The following is a 19,685-nucleotide window of genomic DNA, read 5'->3' as shown; positions in this document are numbered from 1 at the left end:
TTTTACCACGGCCTATTGGTACAACACATATTCTATTAAAAGCCCCCATAAAAAGCACAATATTCCACCTTAAATTCCATAAATGGAGATATATTTTGCAAAAATACCATCAACTACAACAATATAAAAACAAAAAAACACCATTCCATATACATGGATTTAACCAGTAATTAAACAATGTCCGAGGAGTGAAAGTTGTCAGTAAAAGGAGTGGCGTAAGCCTTGGCATGCAGTAAACGTTTGCTTAGGGATCAGTCAAACTCACTGTATTTGGAGAGCATAGTTTCGAGGTAAATACTTTGCGTACGGTTCATACGATCTTGCCATGCAATTGTGACAATAATGTTTTTGAGGGCGCCAGATAAGGCTCCGCTCGCATTAGTGACTTCACATGTCATCGAATATGCAGAACCCGATAAACCGGATAACGGATCTGAACTCGCGATGTTGAGACAGTAACTCGACTGATTTAGTTCCTCAAAAGGAATAAGCCCAACCGCCCCACTAACATTGAAAGCGCGAGTTCGATAATACTCCATCTGCCTTTCTGCAAAATGCAAAGCTTCGACACTTTGGAGCGCATGATCCGATTTTTGTTCCGCATACACCTGTAATTTAACCAGCCCTAACGACGCAACGCCAATCAGCAGAAAAGAGATAAGTACCTCTAGTAAACTGAAGCCCGAATTCTTAGAAATCATTCCACGAACCTCGCTGCCATTGGTACGCCGAAGGCGGGTCACTTGGGTTCGAATCCGCACGGAAATCCATGTCCATATCCCCCACAATGGTCGTCACTCCCGAGGGAGAATCAAAGATAAGGCCACCAGAAGGTAAACCAGAGGCAAACTGAATCCCGACACTCTTTTTAATCACGCTAGCCTCATCGATGTCTTTGATAAAAGGCGCAAACACGTTGTTAGCCGCAAGCGAGTTCCAGAAGTTATCGACTCGCGTTTTCACATGGCTCTTTTGGTAATCAACCAAGTGATAAATCACCCCGTTATAGGTCATAGCGCCATTCAATGCGAGCACACCATCTTGAATCACGAGAAGTTGAGAGGGGTTATTTGCAGCTGCTACCGCCGCATTGATGTGACAGTTACCTTCAATCCACAACCCTTTGGTTTGACCTATCGTAAAGTGGTCCATGATCTCAGGACCACACTCCGTCGCATTCAATAGCTGAACATGCTTAAACAAGTCCGTATCTTGCGACAGGTCGAGAATGTTTTGTTCCGTTCTAGCCATGCCAAAGAAGGTGTAAAACGGATTCATATTAGGATCTGGATTAAAGTCTTTCTTGAACGGAGGTGGGTTGGTTCCTTGATAATAATCAGGGGCATAGATCGAATAAGAACTACCGGAAGTGCCTTTCGGGATCCCCGTTTTATAATCGCTATGACAAACGCCATCAAAGCCAGAAAAGGGTCCATCAGCTGCAGGGTCCTTTACTTCTACCCCCAATACCTGCGCTGAATCACCGTGAGTAGCATCATATTGATAAGTAAACAGGTCGGCAAAAGAGACACTGACACACTCATATTCATTACCACTGATTGGCTCTTCTTTCGCTGTTGGCTTGAGACTTAACGTACCAACTATCTCTATTGGTCCTGTCGACTGTATTGCCCCCGTGCCTAACTGGGAGCGCTCTCTTATCGTCTTATAAAGGGAGTTGGTGCTCGAAGAGGACTTCACCAAATATGTACTAGAGCTAGCTGTACTCGATATATCGATTTGAGGTAGGTTTTGATAGGGGGAACACCAGCCAGCAAAGTCTGCTGGGCGAGTACTGACATCTTGAATGTCGGTAACACTTTTATCTAATTCAAGTAGATAAGCGTAAGTACACTCCAGTCCACCTTCCGATCGCCAATGTGATTGCCTGCCTTGAACTTCATTTTGAGCCACTTTCATCTGATGGAAAATGCTTCGATAGGAGCCTAACGTCACAACTAAGGCTCCAAGCAAAAGCACCGATGTAATCAACAAAGTCACTACGCCATGCTGCTTTGCATAATTCCTCATTGCCAATTCCTCTGTTTAATAGAAACAGACACCGACTTGGTCACCGCTGCAGTTGGAATTGATGCGGTTATACTGATATCTGTGAGCGTGCTCTTTATCGAGTTCTGCTCTAATACCCGAGACGTAATGTTGAACTCATCGACATCAATAATCGTGTCATCAAACAATGAATAGCAGCCTGTCACCTGTTCAAACGTGGGTATCGCCTCTGATACCATGGTGCCCTTCTCACATATTTGCAGCTTGGTGCCGTTTTTTTGGTAAACAATATTGCGGTGGTTTTTATTGTCGCTAGAACCCTCTCTGAAATAAACAAAGCCGACCGCAACGCTTCCACTCACTTGAATCGTATTGCTTGCACCAGACAACTTGATTGAGTATCCGTTTGAGCCGTCATAACCCGCTCGTTGGATATCTTCTTTCATCACTTGTATGGTGCTGGTTAGGTTTTGTAGCAGCAGTAACTCAATGCCTTTGTCCTTGGCTATTCTCTGCCCTGTAATAAAGACACTTCCGATAATCGAGATAGCGAAGATACCAATCACAGAGGCCACCATTAACTCAACCAATGAAGTACCTTGTTGCTTGCTGAGTCCTACCACGACAGGTTTAACACGCATCATAGCCATACTGCGCACTCGACTCACCACACACTTTTATGCGCCCAGGAGGGCTAGATAATTTAATCAATAAACGGTCGGTTGAAGATGCATTAGGAGAAAGGTAGATCGTGCCTCTGGCTGGTCTCCCCCTGACACTCTCAAAGCTGATTCTTTCCCCTGTGTAGTTGTGAGAAAACGCGACATCGCGAAATGGTTCACCCGACAACTGCAGCAAAGTTTCTCCAGTGAGATCTTCCGTCGGCTTCAACCATACCGTCCAATCACCAGTCGATTGCACTTCATTTTTTGCGGTAGAGAAATGCACCCAGAGATCCTGATTCCTTTTCACCGATTCAGACTTAGCCTGAATCAAGAAACCATTGAATTCACCTGCCAACCGCTGCATCTTGACGGATTGAATCACCGAACTAAAACTCGGGGCAGCCGTCGCTATCAGTATCGACAGTGCCGATACCGTTATTAACAGCTCTAATAAAGTAAACCCGCGAGTCATTTCCCAAATTCCTATGTAATTCAGTGCGTAACCGTATTTAATCTTGCAGCGATGCTACCACCGGAGAAGAATGTACTGGGTTATGAAAGGAAACTACTCGCGATGATTCGAAAAAATATATGCAACAGCAACAACACAAGCATGAGAGGGATGACATTGATCGAGTTATTGCTGGCTGTGGTCATCGTGGGAATACTTGGGGCAATCGCCTACCCGAGTTACACCAACCATGTCATGAAGGCGCATCGTGTCACCGCGTTGGCCGACATGACCAAGATACAATTAGAGATGGAAACCCTATATACGGGCGATTATGCATCCGCAGCCCAAGGGATTATTTCCGCCGGGACATGCAGTTTTTGCGATACCGATACAAGCCGATACACGCTCGCTATCTCAGCAAGCAGCACCACCTATACTATTCAAGCTGAGCCGCACGCCCCACAAACTAACGATGACTGCTTAGACTCAACGACTGATATTTTGGAGTTACACCACTCTGGTATCTCAGAGCCAGAAGCGTGTTGGAAATAATGAGGTAAGCCACTCAAGCCATGTGTGACCTCCTTTATCTTTCCTCTTTTCTACAGATACAAAAAAGCCTGCTACAAGAGCAGGCTTTCTATTTTCGTCATTAAGTTAAAGTATCGATAACTTAATATTTCAATAATCTAATTACTTAGTTAGGTCATCGAAGAAGTTTTTAACGCCGCTGAAGAAACCTTCAGACTTAGGCTTATGCTTGCTTGCCGCTTCGCCGCCACATGTCTCTTCAAACTCACGTAGAAGTTCTTTCTGGCGAGAGCTTAGCTTAACTGGCGTCTCAACCACTAGCTTAACGATTAGGTCACCCACACCGCCGCCACGAACACCTTTCACGCCTTTGCCACGCATACGGAACATACGGCCCGTTTGTGTCTCTTCTGGCACTTTAAGGTTTACACGACCATCCAGTGTTGGTACTTCAACTTCACCACCTAGAGCAGCCATAGAGAAGCTTACTGGTACTTCGCAGTAAAGGTTGTTGCCGTCACGTTCGAAGATGTTGTGCTCTTTTACGTGAACTTGTACGTATAGGTCGCCAGCTGGAGCGCCTTGCTCTCCAGCTTCACCTTCGCCAGATAGACGAATACGGTCGCCAGTATCAACACCAGCAGGGATCTTAACGTTAAGTGTTTTCGTCTTCTGCTTACGGCCTTGACCGTGACAAGAGTTACATGGGTCTTTGATGATCTTGCCTTTACCGTTACAAGTAGGACAAGTCTGCTGAACCGCGAAGAAACCTTGACGCATTTGTACTTGGCCGTGGCCATGACAAGTACCACAAGTTTGCGCAGAAGAGCCTTTCTTCGCACCGCTACCATCACAAGTGTCACATTCAACCAGTGTTGGTACTTCAATCTCTTTAGATACGCCACGAACCGCTTCTTCAAGCGTCAGTTCCATGTTGTAACGTAGGTCTGAACCACGTTGTGCACGTTGTTGACCGCCACCACGACGACCGCCGCCGAAGATGTCGCCAAATACGTCACCGAAGATATCGCCGAAGTCACCTTGACTGCCGCCGAAACCGCCGCCGCCACCCATGCCGCCTTGTTCAAAAGCTGCGTGGCCGTATTGGTCGTAAGCTGCTTTCTTTTGAGGATCGGTTAGGATCTCGTACGCTACTTTTACTTCTTTAAATTTGTCCGCTGCGCTCTCATCACCCTGGTTACGGTCCGGGTGGAATTTCATTGCTAAGCGCTTGTACGCTTTTTTAATATCGCGCTCTGATGCATCGCGGCTTACGCCTAATACTTCGTAAAAATCACGTTTTGACATGTTCTAGGTCACCAAAATAATTGCTACTACCGAAAAGTAACTTCAGTAGTCTGTGTATCAATCTAGATAAAAGTTCTGCCGGCTAAATCACCGAATAAAGCTATTATCTAGATCGACAAGTCTAAATACAAATTTACGGGCGTGAGAGTTACCTCTGACGCCCGTATTAATAAGTCTTCGAGACAAATTTCTAAGCAGATAGCTTGAGTTCTAGGAGGAAGCGCGCAGCCTTCGCTAGTAGGTGAGCACTTCCGACAACGAAATCAGGCTACTCTGCGACGAAATTATTTTTTGTCGTCTTTAACTTCTTCAAACTCAGCATCAACTACGTCGTCGTCTTGCTTAGGTTGCTCACCCGCTTCAGCGCCAGCTTGCTGTGCTTGAGCTTGTTGTTGAGCGATTTCCATTAGCTTCTGAGCTGCTTGCATAAGTTCTTGAACTTTAGCGTCGATAGCTTCTTTGTCGTCACCAGACTTAACTTCTTCTAGTGCCGCGATAGCTGCTTCAATCTTCTCTTTCTCGTCTGCAGGTAGAGCTTCACCAGCTTCTTCTACTTGCTTCTTAGTACCGTGAATCATTTGGTCAGCTTGGTTACGTGCAGTTACTAGCTCTTCGAACTTCTTGTCCGCTTCTTTGTTAGCTTCTGCTTCTTGTACCATTGCTTCGATCTCTTCCTCAGACAGGCCGCCTGATGCTTGGATAGTGATCTTCTGCTCTTTACCAGTCGCTTTATCTTTCGCAGATACGTTTAGGATACCGTCAGCATCTAGGTCGAAAGTTACTTCGATTTGTGGCATGCCACGTGGTGCAGGTTGGATACCTTCTAGGTTGAACTGACCAAGAGACTTGTTGTAAGTCGCTTGCTTACGCTCACCTTGTAGTACGTGGATAGTTACCGCGCTTTGGTTGTCTTCAGCTGTAGAGAACACTTGATCCGCTTTTGTTGGGATAGTTGTGTTTTTCTCGATTAGCTTAGTCATTACGCCGCCCATCGTTTCGATACCGAAAGATAGAGGAGTAACGTCTAGAAGTAGTACGTCTTTAACGTCACCAGCTAGTACACCACCTTGAACTGCAGCACCCATTGCTACTGCTTCGTCAGGGTTTACGTCTTTACGAGCTTCTTTACCGAAGAACTCAGCAACTTTAGCTTGAACCATAGGCATACGAGTTTGACCACCAACTAGGATAACGTCAGTGATTTCGCCTACAGATAGGTCAGCATCCGCTAGAGCAACTTTTAGTGGCTCAAGAGAACGTTGTACTAGGTCTTCAACTAGAGACTCAAGCTTCGCACGAGTCACTTTGATGTTCATGTGCTTAGGACCAGTCGCATCAGCAGTAACGTAAGGTAGGTTTACGTCAGTTTGAGTAGTAGAAGAAAGCTCGATTTTCGCTTTTTCTGCTGCTTCTTTAACACGCTGCATTGCTAGTGGATCAGTTTTAAGGTCGATACCTTGCTCTTTCTTGAACTCATCTACTAGGTAGTTGATCATGCGGTTATCGAAATCTTCACCACCTAGGTGAGTGTCACCGTTAGTTGAAAGAACTTCGAAAGTCTTCTCGCCTTCCACTTCATCGATTTCGATGATAGAGATATCGAATGTACCACCACCAAGGTCGTATACAGCGATAGTGCGATCACCGCCTTGCTTGTCTAGACCGTAAGCTAGAGCAGCAGCAGTTGGTTCGTTGATGATACGTTTAACATCTAGACCAGCGATACGGCCAGCGTCTTTAGTTGCTTGACGTTGAGCATCGTTAAAGTAAGCAGGAACAGTTACAACTGCGCCAGTTACTTCTTCGCCTAGGAAGTCTTCAGCTGTTTTCTTCATTTTCTTAAGAACTTCAGCAGATACTTGAGGAGCAGCCATTTTTTGGCCTTGCGCTTCTACCCATGCATCACCGTTGTCAGCCTTAACAATGTTGAAAGGCATGATTTCGATATCGCGTTGAACTTCTTCATCTTCAAAACGACGACCGATTAGACGCTTGATAGCGAACAGTGTGTTTTGAGGGTTAGTAACAGCTTGACGTTTTGCAGGTTGACCAACTAGCGTCTCGCCTTCTGTGTATGCGATTACTGATGCTGTTGTACGTTCGCCTTCAGCATTTTCGATTACGCGTGGTTTGTCGCCGTCAAGAACAGCAACACAAGAGTTAGTAGTACCTAAATCAATACCAATGATTTTACCCATCAGGCTATCTCCGAAATATATTCTATTAAGTTTTTGCTATACCCACTGATGTGGGGGTGGTAATTAGAGATTCAACCCTAATACACAAAATTAAAGTGCAAATACAATTTGCTTTCGTATGCACCATAGATAAGGGCTCACGATACCTTTTCAAGGGTAAAAACGGATTTTTTTACATTTATTTTAATAAAAAGAATGATTAGGTAAGAATGCATATCATTAACACACCATTAAACCCGTTATTCGATTCAAAAGCCCCGTTTTACCTTGTGTGGATAATATCTGGTGCTGTTTGTAAAAGCCTTATGGCTAACCATCAAGGCGAAGAAAAAATTCAACGCACCATGCTTGTCCCCACAGTACTCCAAATAATATCTATCTTTATCATTCAATAAAAAACGGAGCCACTTGGGCTCCGTTTTCAATCAAGACTTTCTACATAGACATTGTCTATAGAAGGAAGAACTTTTAATTAAGCTTCTGCTTTCTTCAGTTCAACTTCTTCGTCTGCTTCAACGCCGATTTCGTTTTCAGATTTAGCAACGATAGTGTTTACCGCTGTGTCACCCACTACGTTTGAAGAAGTACAGAACATGTCACAGATACGGTCAACAGCAGCAACGATAGCTAGACCTTCTGGTGGTAGACCTAGTTGGTGCAATAGAACACCTACCATTACTACACCGCCACCTGGAACACCACCAGCACCGATAGACAGTAGCAGAATAGTTAGACCTAGAGTGAAGATATCAGCAGTGTTGATTGGCTGACCAAATGCGTTTGCTACGAACATAGTTGCTAGTGCGATATAGATAGATACACCAGACATGTTCATTGTTGCACCTAGTGGTACACCGAAGCCCGCTACTGATTTAGATACGTTTAGCTTGTCAGTAAGGGTGCGCATTGTTACTGGGATAGTCGCGTTCGAACTTGCAGTAGATAGTGAGAATAGAACCTGCTCACGAGTTGCACGTAGGAACTGCTTTGGAGAAATACCAGTGAATGAACCAACCATCATTGGGTAGAAGAAGAAGATCCAGAACACAAGCATTGCAACAACAAGCGCTACGTAGCCAGCTACTGACATTAGCGTGTTTGCATCCAGTGTTGCACCTAGTTGAATCATCAGAGCGAATACACCGTATGGCGCAAGGCTCATTACTAGGCCGATAAGCTTCATCATGATTTCGTTAGCCATCTTGAACGTCTTGATAGCTGGGCCACCACGAGAATCAAGCGCTTGAATTGCAAGACCAGTTAGAATCGCCATGAAGATGATTTGTAGCATGTCGCCGCTTGCGAATGCTTGTACTGGGTTGCTAGGAACGATGTTCACAACAAGAGAGAAGATGTCAGGTGTTTCTGTTGTTGTAAGTGCAATCGTCTCAGAAACCGTACCTGCTAGGTTTGCACCCGCACCAGGTTGGAAGATAAGACCAATCGTTAGAGCAGCTGAGATCGCGATGATGGTGTTAATAATGTAAAGACCAAAGGTTTTACCACCAAGACGACCAAATGAACGGATATCTTTTAGTTCAACGATACCGCAAACAATAGATACATATACAAGAGGCACTACTAGCAACTTGATAAGTGATACGAACATACCACCAGCGCCTTCTGCAGCACCAAGTAGGTAAGTGTCAAAAATAGCGATTCCGCTGAATAGGTACTGAATAGCAGTACCAATAATCAGGCCGACAAACAGGCCTACAAAAATCTTACTTGAGAGCGATTTATCCATCGTTCTTCTCCAGTTTGTTGTGTTTAAAATTTGTACTTTTATAGTTGTATATGCGAGTAATATCGCTATATGGCAGTGGATTTTACATACAAAGATAACAATTAAAAGCATTTGTTTACAAAATTATCACAAGTGTGACATCAAAACATTTCCTCATTAACAACCAGTTTCATAATATAAAACTCTAAACCGCTGTTCCGTATGGAATAAAAAGAACGACATCCTTAATGCAGTTTGACGGACTATTTACGCGGATTCTCAAGTAACAGGCACAAAAAAAGAGAGGCATAAGCCTCTCTTCTTATTTCACATCAACTAGTGAATTATGTTGTAACTGCAGTTCGCTTGATCAGTAAAAAGTCGAACCTTTCACTATGCAAGCACCACTCAATTACTTAGCAACCATTACCATTGCAGGACGAACTACACGACCGTTTAGCTCGTAGCCTTTTTGCATCACGAACATAACCGTGTTTGATTCGTGATCTGGGCTTTCTTGGATAGACATCGCTTGGTGGAATTCAGGGTTGAACGCTTCACCTTCAGGGTTGATCTCTTTAAGACCGAACTTAGCAACTGTGTCTACGAATGTTTTGTGCGTAAGCTCAACACCTTCGTATAGTGGCTTAACCACTTCGTTTTCAGCGTCTGCAGCTTGCATTGCACGCTCAAGGTTGTCGATAACAGGCAGTAGGCCTTCAGCAAACTTGTTCAAAGCGAATTTACGCGCTTTATCAATTTCTTGCTCGCTACGGCGACGCATGTTTTCAACTTCAGCTTTAGCGCGAAGAACAGAGTCTTGCTGCTCTTTCACTTTAGTTTCGCTAGCTAGCAATGCCGCTTCTAGTTGAGCAATCTTTGCTTCCTGCTCATCAGCAGCGTCTGCGTTCAGTTCAGCTTCTTCAACTTTTTCTGCTTCAGCAATGATCTGATCTAGTTCTTCTTCGGTTACTTTGTTTTCTTCGTTGCTCATGATATCTCCAGAATTCGTTTCCAATGCAAGTGACAGGCAGGTTTTTGCGCCTCAAATTGATATAAAACACTCGCATAGACGTTCAACTTGCCTTTATTATGGGGATGAAGAATTTTGATTCAAGCCTAATTCGTTTGGAAACCTTATGAAAAAGCCATTTGAAGTGATCGCCATTATTGGTAAACCTCGAGATCAGCAAGCAATTCAGACTCATAGAGAACTCTATCAGTGGCTGAGCGCTGAGGGTTATCAAGTGTTTGTTGATGACAGACTCGCCAGTATTTTAGACGATATCCCAAAAGAACATTTTTCTAGCCTGGTCGACTTAGGTAAACGCGCCGATCTCGCCATTGTAGTCGGTGGTGACGGAAACATGCTCGGCGCCGCTCGAATCTTATCTCGTTTCGATATTTCAGTAATTGGTGTGAACCGAGGAAACCTTGGCTTCCTGACCGATCTCAACCCAGAAAACTTCCAGAGTGCACTGACCGATGTTCTCAAAGGCGAGTTCATGGAAGAAGAACGCTTCCTACTTGAAACAGAGATCCACCGCCATGGCCAAATAAAAAGCCACAATGCGGCACTTAACGAAGCGGTACTTCACCCTGGCCAAGTCGCGCACATGATCGAGTTTGAAGTGTACATCGACGACAGCTTCGCTTTCTCGCAGCGTTCTGATGGTTTGATCGTGTCGACACCAACCGGTTCTACCGCCTACTCGCTTTCTGGCGGCGGCCCAATTTTGTCATCAAGCTTGAATGCCATCTCTTTGGTACCTATGTTCCCGCACACACTTTCAAGCCGACCACTTGTTGTCGATGGGAAACGTCACATTAAACTGATCGTATCGCCTGATAACCGCGGCACTCAAGAAGTCAGCTGCGATGGTCAAATCTCGCTACCTGTATCGCCAGGCGACGAGATCCACATTTACCAAAGCCCAAATGTGCTCAAACTGATCCACCCGAAAGACTACAACTACTACCATGTCCTACGTAACAAACTAGGCTGGTCGAGTAAGCTGTTCTAACTAAGCAACACTAGCAACAACCGAAAACTTCAAAGGCTGGTGATATTCGTCAGCCTTTTTTTATTACCAAAGAGATTCCCTACTACGCTCCTTCGTCGCTCTAGGGAATGACGGCAGCAAACAATAAACCTCATCCTAACCGTCATACCAGAACCGAGGAACGAGGTGTCTGAAATCTCATCCACCAAAACAAATCACAAAACAGATTCCCTACCACGCTCCTTCGTCGCTCTAGGGAATGACGACTACGAACAGTAAACCCACCCTAATCGTCATTCCAGAACTGAGGGGCGAGGTATTTGGAATCTCATCCAGCAAAACAAATCACTAAAACAGATTCCCTACCACGCACCTCCGTCGCTCTAGGGAATGACGACTACGAACAATTAACCTCAATCGATCCGTCATTCCAGAACTGAGGGACGAGGTGTCTGGAATCTCTTTTCGCAAATAGACATCAATATCAGGCACCTACAAACGAAGTTTGATTTGATCGATCTCACAAAAAATTTTCATCTGTCGACTTTACTGTATAAAGAAACAGTATATACTGAGCTTATATACAGTATTGTTCAGTTATACAGGTAAATAAAAATGCTGGCTCATTTAAGTGTTAATAATTTCGCTATTGTTAAGTCTTTACAGCTAGAACTTTCTAAAGGCATGACAACAATCACCGGGGAAACTGGTGCGGGTAAATCTATCGCAATCGATGCTTTGGGTTTGTGTCTTGGAGGGAGATCCGATGCAGGAATGGTAAGACAAGGTGAAGAAAAAACCGAAGTCAGTGCTGCTTTTTTACTTGAGAACAATCTGCACGCAACTCGCTGGTTAGAAGATAACGAACTTCTAGACGGCACGGAATGCATCCTACGCAGAACCATCTCTAAAGAAGGTCGCTCGCGTGCATTCATTAACGGTAGCCCGGTTCCTCTTTCACAATTGAAATCACTAGGACAACTACTGATCAACATTCATGGCCAGCACGCGCACCACCAATTGATGAAAAGCGATTACCAAATGGCAATGCTTGACCAATACGCGGGCCATTTAAACCTATTGAAATCGACACGTAACGCTTATCAAACTTGGCGTCAAGCAGACAACCACCTAAAAGAGTTACGTGAAAACAGCCAACAAAACCTAGCTCAGAAACAGCTTCTTGAATACCAAATCAAAGAGTTAAACGAGTTATCTATTGGGGAGGAAGAATATGAAGAGCTCGAACAAGAGCATAAGCGCCTCGCCAATAGCGGAGAATTGGCCTCAACCTGCCAGCAAGCTATCGAGCTTATTTACGAAGGTGAAGAAGTTAATGCGCTTGGTATTCTGCAATCAGCCAATCACTCCCTAATTCAATTGGCAGAATTAGACGAGCGACTTGCTGAGCTGCCAAATATGCTGTCTGAAGCTATTATTCAGATTGAAGAGACCAACAGCGAGCTAAGAACTTACCTTGATAGCATCGACGTCGATCCAGGTCGTATGGCTTACGTTGAAGAGCGCTTCTCTAAAGTGATGTCGATGGCACGTAAACACCACGTATTGCCTGAAGAGCTGTATAGACACCACCAAGATTTACTACAACAAGTTGAAGCGTTGGATTGCTCTGATGAGAAACTTGAAGAGCTGGCAAATGACGTTGAAAACCAATACCAATCATTCGTAGCAAAATCTGAAAAGCTGCATAAATCTCGCGTTCGTTACGCGAAAGAGCTAAACAAGCTGATCACGCAAAGCATGCACGAACTCAGCATGGAAAAAGCGCAGTTTGCGATTGAAGTAAACAACACCAACACTCACCCTTCACCATTGGGTATGGATAACGTGACCTTCATTGTGTCTACCAACCCAGGCCAACCGATGCAGCCAATCGCTAAAGTGGCGTCTGGTGGTGAGCTATCACGTATTTCATTAGCGATTCAGGTGATCACAGCACAAAAAGTTGATACTCCAAGTCTAATTTTCGATGAAGTGGATGTGGGTATCAGTGGCCCAACGGCTGCTGTAGTCGGCAAGATGCTGCGTAAACTGGGCGAATCTACACAGGTAATGTGTGTGACTCACTTGCCTCAAGTTGCCGGTTGCGGTCACCAACAGCTGTTTGTGGCGAAGAACACGAAATCAGGTAAAACTGAAACTCAAATGCACACACTTGATGAGCAACAACGCGTTTCAGAGCTGGCTCGACTGCTTGGTGGCAGCCAAATCACCGAGTCGACCCTTGCCAACGCAAAAGAGTTATTGGTCGCCGCTTAGATTAAATCTTCAGCAACTTTCTGATAATTTACCGAAAAATATTGGCAATTTTGCAACTAAATTCAAAATTGCCAGTCATAACAAGCTCAAAGCGCAAGGAGCTTTTTACTTCTTGCTGGAGCTTGTTTATTATCAGGCAGTATTTTAGCGAAGAAAGATCTCAAACTATGCGAATTAAAAAGTGGTTAGTTGCAGTTCCACTTGCACTAACAATGTTGACCGGTTGCTCTCTACTAGAGAAGTTGGTTTATCGAATTGACATCAATCAGGGTAACTATGTTGAACAAGAAGCTGTCGACCAGCTCAAGTTTGGCATGACAAAAACACAAGTTCGTTACGTTATGGGCTCACCTATGCTTATCGAAAATGGCTACCCAGATACGTGGTACTACATTTACCACCATCAAAAAGGTCATGAAGACCCGATTCAGAAAAACCTCGTCGTGAACTTTGATGCTACTGGCACCCTAGTTACGATCAACGGTGATTTTGAAGCCAGTGATGAGTTCTTCGAAAGCCTTCGCTAGCTTTCAATATACAAGTTCTCAATCAAGAATCTTAAAAGCCTGCTCACTGAGCAGGCTTTTTAATATTTGCTTACAAATCAACCCACGAAACCTCGCTCACAGACACAAAAAAGCTCGCCGATTTGGCGAGCTCTCTGTGAATTTAATCCGTTTTTCGATGCTATTTAGCAGCAGCGGCTTTTGCTTGTTCGGCACGTTTACGGCGAATCTCTTTTGGATCAGCCAGTAGTGCACGATAAATTTCGATACGGTCTTTATCACGAACCGTTGCATCTAACTTCACGTTACGGCTGAACACGCCAACCTTGTTTTTCGCTAAGTCAATCTCTGGATACAGCTCCAAAACACCAGACTGCGCAATAATCTCTTCAACGGTCGCGTTCTTGTTCACAACCAAAGTAAACACACGCTGCTCATGCGGAAGTGCAAACACAACTTCTACGTGGATCATATCTGATTCAATAGTCATGGTTTAGTAAACCTGTTTCGCTCGTTGAGTAAATGCGCTCACCATGTTGGTCGTTAGCTCATTGAAAATCTTACCAAATGCCATTTCAATCATTCGGCTAGAGAATTCAAACTCTAACTTAAGCTCGACCTTACAGGCCTGCTCATCCAACGGAGTAAAATACCAACCGCCCTGCAGTTTCTTGAACGGGCCGTCCACCAGCTCCATCAAGATCTCAGCGCCATCCGCTAAGCGGTTAGACGTTGTAAATGTTTTGCTGATACCGGCTTTAGAAACATCAACCGAAGCCACCATAGCGGAATCTGAAGATTCGATCACACGAGAACCAGAACACCCTGGCAAAAACTCAGGATAACGAGCAACATCATTGACCAAGCTAAACATCTGGTCGGCACTAAATGAAACTAATGCTGAACGAGTAACCTTTGGCATATAGACTCCTGTTAAAGACGGCGTTACATTAACACAAACTGCAATTTTAATTGTATTGGGCCAGAGCGCAAATAAAAAGGATTCCCCAACTAGGGCGCAATCCGTATAATGAGGCCATTATGGCAAAGAATAAATCAAAATCAAAAGCCGGTAGCAATACCATTGCGCTTAATAAGAAAGCTCGCCACGAATATTTCATCGATGATGAGATAGAAGCGGGGCTTGAGCTACAAGGGTGGGAAGTAAAATCCCTACGTGAAGGCAAAACGAATATCGCCGAAAGCTACGTTTACATCCGTGATGGCGAAGCATTCATTAGTGGTATGACGATCACTCCGCTGACTCAAGCGAGTACTCATATCGTGGCGAACCCAACACGTGTCCGTAAACTCCTAATGTCGAGAAAAGAGCTCGATAACCTATTCGGTCGTATTAACCGTGAAGGCATGACACTTGTCGCAACCGCACTTTACTGGTCTCGCTCTTGGGCGAAGATCAAAATTGGCGTAGCAAAAGGTAAGAAACTGCACGATAAACGTACTGATATGAAAGAAAAAGATTGGGCGAGAGATAAAGCACGAATTATGAAGAGTAATTTGCGCTAATTTTAAGCACTTAAACGCACAGTGCTAGACAGGGTAAGCTTTTCTGGTACTATGCAAGAACACTTGGGGCTGATTTAGGATTCGACAGGAATTTTGAAGTCTGAGGTGCATGCCGTGGGGCGGTTGGCCACGTAAAAAGCCGCAAAAAAATAGTCGCAAACGACGAAAACTACGCACTAGCAGCTTAATAACCTGCTCAGAGCTCTCTTGCCCTAGCTTCCGCTCGTAAGACGGGGACCAACAAGAGATCAAACCCAAACAAGCTAGCGTGGCTTCTCCCACCTGAGAGGAAAAGCGCGAATTATAATTCAGGTTAGCCTTTAACTAGCGTGTCGGTTCGCAGGTTGCTGGTGAATTTAAAGATCGACTAAGCATGTAGTACCAATGATGAATAGTTTTTGGACGCGGGTTCAACTCCCGCCAGCTCCACCAAACGTTTGGAAAGGGCCAACTCGAAAGAGTTGGCCCTTTTTGTTTGTCTAAAGACCACAAAATGAGATACGTTCCACGGCAAAGCAACTAGCGAATAGCTAACTAAAACAGTTGGTTATTAAAAAGCCGCACACCCCATTGCTGAAATGTGTGGCCATTTAGAACTGCTCTATTTCGCTTTTAGCCAGTTAAGACGTTACTCCATTTTCCCTAAAACGTAATCTTCATCACTACTTACTACTACGCCATGCTTTAGGAAGTTCTTACCTAGAATCATGCTGTATTCGAAGCGAGAGCGGTCTTGAAGGTTCACTCTCACCTCTCTCTCTAAGTCGCCTAACTTCACTTTCATTTCTACGACAGGGCGAATGTTAACCTTCTCGCCTTTCTTCGCTTTAATACGCATCACACCAATCACTGGCTTGGTGAACTCTTGCTTATCGCCTTGATTGTTTTGATAAGTAAAGGTCACCATGTCTTGGCCATCTTTCTTGAATCGCTTGATGTTCACCGCGTTCATAGAGCTCACGTCAGCACCTGTGTCTAGCTTGGCAGGGAATGTCATGCCGTTCACTTCAACCACTTCAATGTGCCCAACTTTAAACAGAGGCTCGGCTTTCAATAGGTAGTCTGAGCGCGTGTTTACGTAAACGCCCTCTTTCGCCATCTTCTTACCGAGAATGAAGTAGGCTTCTTTTTCATTGCTGTTTAGTACATCGATAGCAAACTCTTGTGTGCGAACCTTGCCAGAAGCCGAGAACTCACCGCTCACTACTGGGCGAGTATCGTCCCCTACTTTGAGCTTTTTAATGATTGGCTTTGTGACTTTCTGCTGTTCGCCATTCGCGTCAGTTAGGTAAAACTCAACCGATTCATCTTTGCCCTTGCCGACAATTTCAAAGCTGTCCACCCTTAATAGAGGCGTGTTTACAGTAAAAGAAGCCACAGCCTTTAGCGAGAACCCATCAAGTGTGATGTCCTCTTCCGGTGAGATAATCATTGGGGAACCCGCTTCAACCACATTGCTAAAACTCGATGAACCTTGTGAGAGCAAATTCTCAGCATTGGTATCAATCATAAAGAGTTCGCTAGCGGTATTCGTCCCCACCTTTAACTGAGAAGTACCGCCTGAATGCTCGCTCAAATAAACAAGCACATCTTTAGTGGTATTCTCATCGAGTTGAACTGATACATACACAAGAGGCCTCTGATTTCCGCTCACATTTAGCATACGAACTAACGGTAATGTCATCTCTTTTTGCTTACCGTCTTTGTCGAACATATCAAACGTCACTTGTTTGTTCTCTTTGTCTATGTCGATGTCTTTTGCATACAAAATGCTGTAGCGGTTCTTTAACGAGAAAGTAGCGTTCATATCCATTCCCGAGATAGACACCACCTCTTTACGACCAACCACCGTTGCGTTCTCTTGCTCTTGCAAGTAGTCGTAGCCAGCGAACACCAACGCGTTGTCCGCTAGGAAGGTTTTACCGATTAATACAGGTGCAGAGAAATGGCTTCTATCCGTGAGGTTAACGTCAGTTTTTAGTTCTTGATTAGCGATGGTCAGAGACATCTTCACCGTCGGACGAAGCAAAGACTTACTGCTGGTGCGGCTACGTATAACACTGACACGCTCTAAAGGGGCCTGAACCTTTACTTTCTCTCCAGTCCGCGGGTTTTGCACCTTAAAAGAAACGATCGCCTGATACTTTGCAAAGTGACTGCCATCCCAATCCCTATAGTGGAGAGCTCTGTTGCTCCGAACCTCTTCGACCAATGCCGCCATCAACTCCTCATCTTTGAGGTTCTTGTAGTCGGCATGGAGACTTCTCACATGAATATCTTCAGCATGCATCGATGTGGTTTCTGCACCGGTGTCGATTTTACCCATGAAAGGGACGTCTTTTAGCCCTTGAACGCCAGAGAGGTACACATTCTCAGTTCGCCCTAAGACCACTTTACCATCAAGTTCGTAACTCGGGTTTTGCGTGGTATGAGAGGTGTCTGTAGCCAAAGAGTATTGTGACAAAAATAGAGAACTTAAAAGAGTTAGAGTCAAAGGGATCTTTTTCATTAGTTAGTCCGTTGTGATCAGTTCACTAATAATACTAGTGAAAAGGCAAGAAGTTCCCCACCAGCAATGGTTCTCACATAACGTTTACGCTATGACTTTTTCAATGACAAACCGATGACTTTGCGTCGCATTATTTCATCAATTGTTGACTAACAGACACTCAATAACGTTTGGATACTCAGTGTTCTATTGGAGAAATGAATACACAAAAGGCCAACGACGCGCGTTGACCTTAGCGATTAAAAATACCCATGAAGCGAGCTTAACTTGCTAAAACACGAACGGTTCTAGATAAACATAGCACTAAAAAGTCCCGACTGTTTTCTTTGCACAGATAGCACGAGCTTTTTCTGCACCCTCACCTTTATTTTTATTAAAGCATTGGCGGTAAGTTTCGACGTATCGCTCAAATAACACTTTGGCTTCTGGTTTGGGTTGAGAGAGCAGTTGATTGACTAACTTCCTTGATCCCACTTCGAAATGCTGAGTATCAATTGGGGAATTCCAGTCCCCTCCCCAGATCATAAAACCATGATGTGCAAACAACTCGACCACATCTTCCGCCATGCCTCGGCGTTCAATGTTCTTGCGAGCACGAAAACGCGTTCTGTTCACATAGCTAGTCGCCGATTGTGAGGGCTTGACCGTGATGGTTCCGTTACTATCGAACGCTAAGAAAGGGTTTTGAACTGGGTTGATATCGATTGCCACACCGTAAGCATGCTTCGACCAACCTCCTCCACCAGTGATAGGCCGAGCATTAAACGCACTGCTGTTGTTCGCTTCCATCGAGGCGTTATCATCACCGTTGAACTCTCGCATTAGGCGCGCAGAATGCAGTGGGAAGTTACGCTGTTTAAGTTCTAAAAAGAGTTGTTCAACAGAAGGGGCGATAACATCAAACACAATCATATTCCCCTGCTGCGTTTCGCCTTTAAAGTTAATGAAATCAAAGTCCACTTTGGATAGTCGCTCGCAGCCAACAGGTGCTCCGCTACTCAATACCTTGTTCTTTTTCATCATGTCACATTGCCATTGGGACACAGGTGCTACTTGGCCATAACTCGCCGCACTGCTCAAAGTTACCAGCAAACCAACAATTAAACGATTCATATCAAGGCTCAAAAACATCAAGAGTAAAAAGATAGGGAGTGGAAAATAACACACTCAACCTAACAGAGCGCATACTTCGCTAGTGCACTTTGTTCCAATAAACGATTTCGCGAACTCGACCATTCTGATCCTTATCCGCCTCTCCATCAATCTCAGAAAGTTCTGGCAAGCACGACAATGTTGGAGCGTGATAAGCAATCAACATCAATATAAATGCATCATAAATGTCATCTATCGCGACATCTTTACGCTTGGTGTTTGAGATAGCTAACGCCACAGCCTCACACCATTGTGGGGCGAGTTGCTCAATAATAGAAAGCCTTTCTTCTTTGCCCTCTTGGGTTCGCTTCGAGAAGGTAAGCGGTTCCCCTTTCAAGGCAGCGAACACCACCTCAGGGTGAGACTCTCTGATCGATAAATGTGGGTGATTATCGATGAGTTTATCTAGCTCTCGGATTTTTGGAACAATCCCCCAAGTTTGCTTAGAGAACTTCTTACCAAGCTGCTGCACATTGGCACTGCACGCCGCAATGTAATCGGTTTGGTAAACCGCCTCACGGCACGGAACCGGAAACACCGAAGCACCACGTTTGCTGGTTAGAAAACGCCTTGCTGCTTTGTCGCATAAACGATCTGGAGCCTGCGCATCACTAAAACCAATCGGCATGTCGATAAGCGCCGTCGCACCGATAAGATCACTCGCTAACTCATCGAGCGCCTTCACTACTTTAAACACTGGCGCCTGATCATCAGAGACAATCCAAGCGATCCACCCCGCCTTACAGCCATCAATTCCGATGTATTTCATTATTTACTCTACCGTTACATAAAGGGTTAAATTAGCGGGTAAGCGTG

Annotated in this window: 18 protein-coding genes and 1 other RNA gene; 6 read left to right on the top strand and 13 right to left on the bottom strand. The window is 44.7% G+C overall.

Annotated features, from left to right (window positions below; all coding sequences use genetic code 11):
• Positions 1 to 251: 251 nt before the first annotated feature.
• Genes BTO10_RS09820 through BTO10_RS09805 form a run of 4 tightly spaced genes read right to left on the bottom strand, consistent with a single transcriptional unit; the run spans position 252 to position 3,147 of the window.
• Positions 252 to 701: a type IV pilus modification PilV family protein gene (locus tag BTO10_RS09820; RefSeq protein ID WP_004737582.1), complete on the bottom strand. Its 450-nt coding sequence runs from the start codon at positions 699 to 701 to the stop codon at positions 252 to 254.
• Entirely contained in the window at positions 691 to 2,031 is a 1,341-nt protein-coding gene (locus tag BTO10_RS09815) for a hypothetical protein (RefSeq protein WP_105024417.1), read from the bottom strand. The genes BTO10_RS09820 and BTO10_RS09815 overlap by 11 nt, the downstream gene beginning before the upstream one ends.
• Positions 2,028 to 2,660, bottom strand: a complete 633-nt coding sequence (locus BTO10_RS09810) for a PilW family protein (RefSeq protein WP_105024416.1) — start codon at positions 2,658 to 2,660, stop codon at positions 2,028 to 2,030. The genes BTO10_RS09815 and BTO10_RS09810 overlap by 4 nt, the downstream gene beginning before the upstream one ends.
• A complete protein-coding gene (locus BTO10_RS09805; protein WP_105024415.1) occupies positions 2,641 to 3,147 on the bottom strand; it encodes a GspH/FimT family pseudopilin in 507 nt (168 codons plus the stop codon). Before BTO10_RS09805 ends, BTO10_RS09810 begins: the two co-directional genes overlap by 20 nt.
• Before the next feature lie 102 nt (positions 3,148 to 3,249).
• On the opposite strand from BTO10_RS09805, the gene BTO10_RS09800 reads away from it, so the two are divergent.
• Positions 3,250 to 3,681, top strand: a complete 432-nt coding sequence (locus BTO10_RS09800; RefSeq protein ID WP_004737578.1) for a type IV pilin protein — start codon at positions 3,250 to 3,252, stop codon at positions 3,679 to 3,681.
• Positions 3,682 to 3,822: 141 nt separating this feature from the next.
• Here BTO10_RS09800 and dnaJ read toward each other — a convergent pair whose 3' ends face one another.
• The 4 genes from dnaJ to grpE all read right to left on the bottom strand — a co-directional run bounded on the left by dnaJ (position 3,823) and on the right by grpE (position 9,886).
• On the bottom strand, positions 3,823 to 4,968 hold the full coding sequence (gene dnaJ / locus BTO10_RS09795; protein ID WP_105024414.1) for a molecular chaperone DnaJ: 1,146 nt from the start codon (positions 4,966 to 4,968) through the stop codon (positions 3,823 to 3,825).
• A gap of 284 nt (positions 4,969 to 5,252) precedes the next feature.
• Positions 5,253 to 7,166 (bottom strand): molecular chaperone DnaK, encoded by a 1,914-nt coding sequence (gene dnaK / locus BTO10_RS09790; protein WP_004737576.1) that lies wholly within the window; start codon positions 7,164 to 7,166, stop codon positions 5,253 to 5,255.
• 472 nt (positions 7,167 to 7,638) lie between these two features.
• Entirely contained in the window at positions 7,639 to 8,913 is a 1,275-nt protein-coding gene (locus BTO10_RS09780; RefSeq protein ID WP_004737574.1) for a dicarboxylate/amino acid:cation symporter, read from the bottom strand.
• A 391-nt stretch (positions 8,914 to 9,304) separates the two neighbouring features.
• The gene (gene grpE, locus BTO10_RS09775; protein WP_004737573.1) at positions 9,305 to 9,886 is read right to left on the bottom strand and encodes a nucleotide exchange factor GrpE; all 582 of its coding nucleotides are present in this window, start codon (positions 9,884 to 9,886) and stop codon (positions 9,305 to 9,307) included.
• 145 nt (positions 9,887 to 10,031) lie between these two features.
• Here grpE and nadK point away from each other — a divergent pair, with 145 nt between their 5' ends.
• From nadK to bamE, 3 genes are all read left to right on the top strand, one after another.
• Entirely contained in the window at positions 10,032 to 10,916 is an 885-nt protein-coding gene (gene nadK / locus BTO10_RS09770) for an NAD(+) kinase (protein ID WP_004737572.1), read from the top strand.
• Between the two features lie 594 nt (positions 10,917 to 11,510).
• The gene (gene recN, locus BTO10_RS09765; protein WP_105024412.1) at positions 11,511 to 13,175 is read left to right on the top strand and encodes a DNA repair protein RecN; all 1,665 of its coding nucleotides are present in this window, start codon (positions 11,511 to 11,513) and stop codon (positions 13,173 to 13,175) included.
• A 167-nt stretch (positions 13,176 to 13,342) separates the two neighbouring features.
• Entirely contained in the window at positions 13,343 to 13,702 is a 360-nt protein-coding gene (gene bamE, locus BTO10_RS09760; RefSeq protein ID WP_004735159.1) for an outer membrane protein assembly factor BamE, read from the top strand.
• A gap of 160 nt (positions 13,703 to 13,862) precedes the next feature.
• On the opposite strand, the gene BTO10_RS09755 is transcribed toward bamE, so the two are convergent.
• Complete coding sequence (locus tag BTO10_RS09755) at positions 13,863 to 14,171, bottom strand: RnfH family protein (protein ID WP_004737569.1); 309 nt, start codon at positions 14,169 to 14,171, stop codon at positions 13,863 to 13,865.
• Between the two features lie 3 nt (positions 14,172 to 14,174).
• Complete coding sequence (locus BTO10_RS09750; protein ID WP_004737568.1) at positions 14,175 to 14,603, bottom strand: SRPBCC family protein; 429 nt, start codon at positions 14,601 to 14,603, stop codon at positions 14,175 to 14,177.
• Between the two features lie 119 nt (positions 14,604 to 14,722).
• Between BTO10_RS09750 and smpB the strand changes: the two genes are divergently transcribed.
• The gene (gene smpB, locus BTO10_RS09745) at positions 14,723 to 15,208 is read left to right on the top strand and encodes an SsrA-binding protein SmpB (protein ID WP_004737567.1); all 486 of its coding nucleotides are present in this window, start codon (positions 14,723 to 14,725) and stop codon (positions 15,206 to 15,208) included.
• A gap of 65 nt (positions 15,209 to 15,273) precedes the next feature.
• Positions 15,274 to 15,640: a transfer-messenger RNA gene (ssrA, locus tag BTO10_RS09740) on the top strand.
• A 196-nt stretch (positions 15,641 to 15,836) separates the two neighbouring features.
• On the opposite strand, the gene BTO10_RS09735 is transcribed toward ssrA, so the two are convergent.
• The 3 genes from BTO10_RS09735 to BTO10_RS09725 form a co-directional block, all read right to left on the bottom strand.
• A complete protein-coding gene (locus BTO10_RS09735; protein ID WP_105024411.1) occupies positions 15,837 to 17,717 on the bottom strand; it encodes an ATP-dependent zinc protease family protein in 1,881 nt (626 codons plus the stop codon).
• 303 nt (positions 17,718 to 18,020) lie between these two features.
• Positions 18,021 to 18,830 (bottom strand): M15 family metallopeptidase, encoded by an 810-nt coding sequence (locus tag BTO10_RS09730; RefSeq protein ID WP_105024410.1) that lies wholly within the window; start codon positions 18,828 to 18,830, stop codon positions 18,021 to 18,023.
• A gap of 79 nt (positions 18,831 to 18,909) precedes the next feature.
• Positions 18,910 to 19,638 (bottom strand): DUF429 domain-containing protein, encoded by a 729-nt coding sequence (locus BTO10_RS09725; RefSeq protein ID WP_105024409.1) that lies wholly within the window; start codon positions 19,636 to 19,638, stop codon positions 18,910 to 18,912.
• Between the last annotated feature and the right edge of the window lie 47 nt (positions 19,639 to 19,685).

The organism is Vibrio chagasii, from assembly GCF_002954585.1.
GTDB classification, from domain to species: Bacteria; Pseudomonadota; Gammaproteobacteria; order Enterobacterales; family Vibrionaceae; genus Vibrio; species Vibrio chagasii_A.
This window is presented reverse-complemented; position numbering and strand designations above follow the sequence as displayed.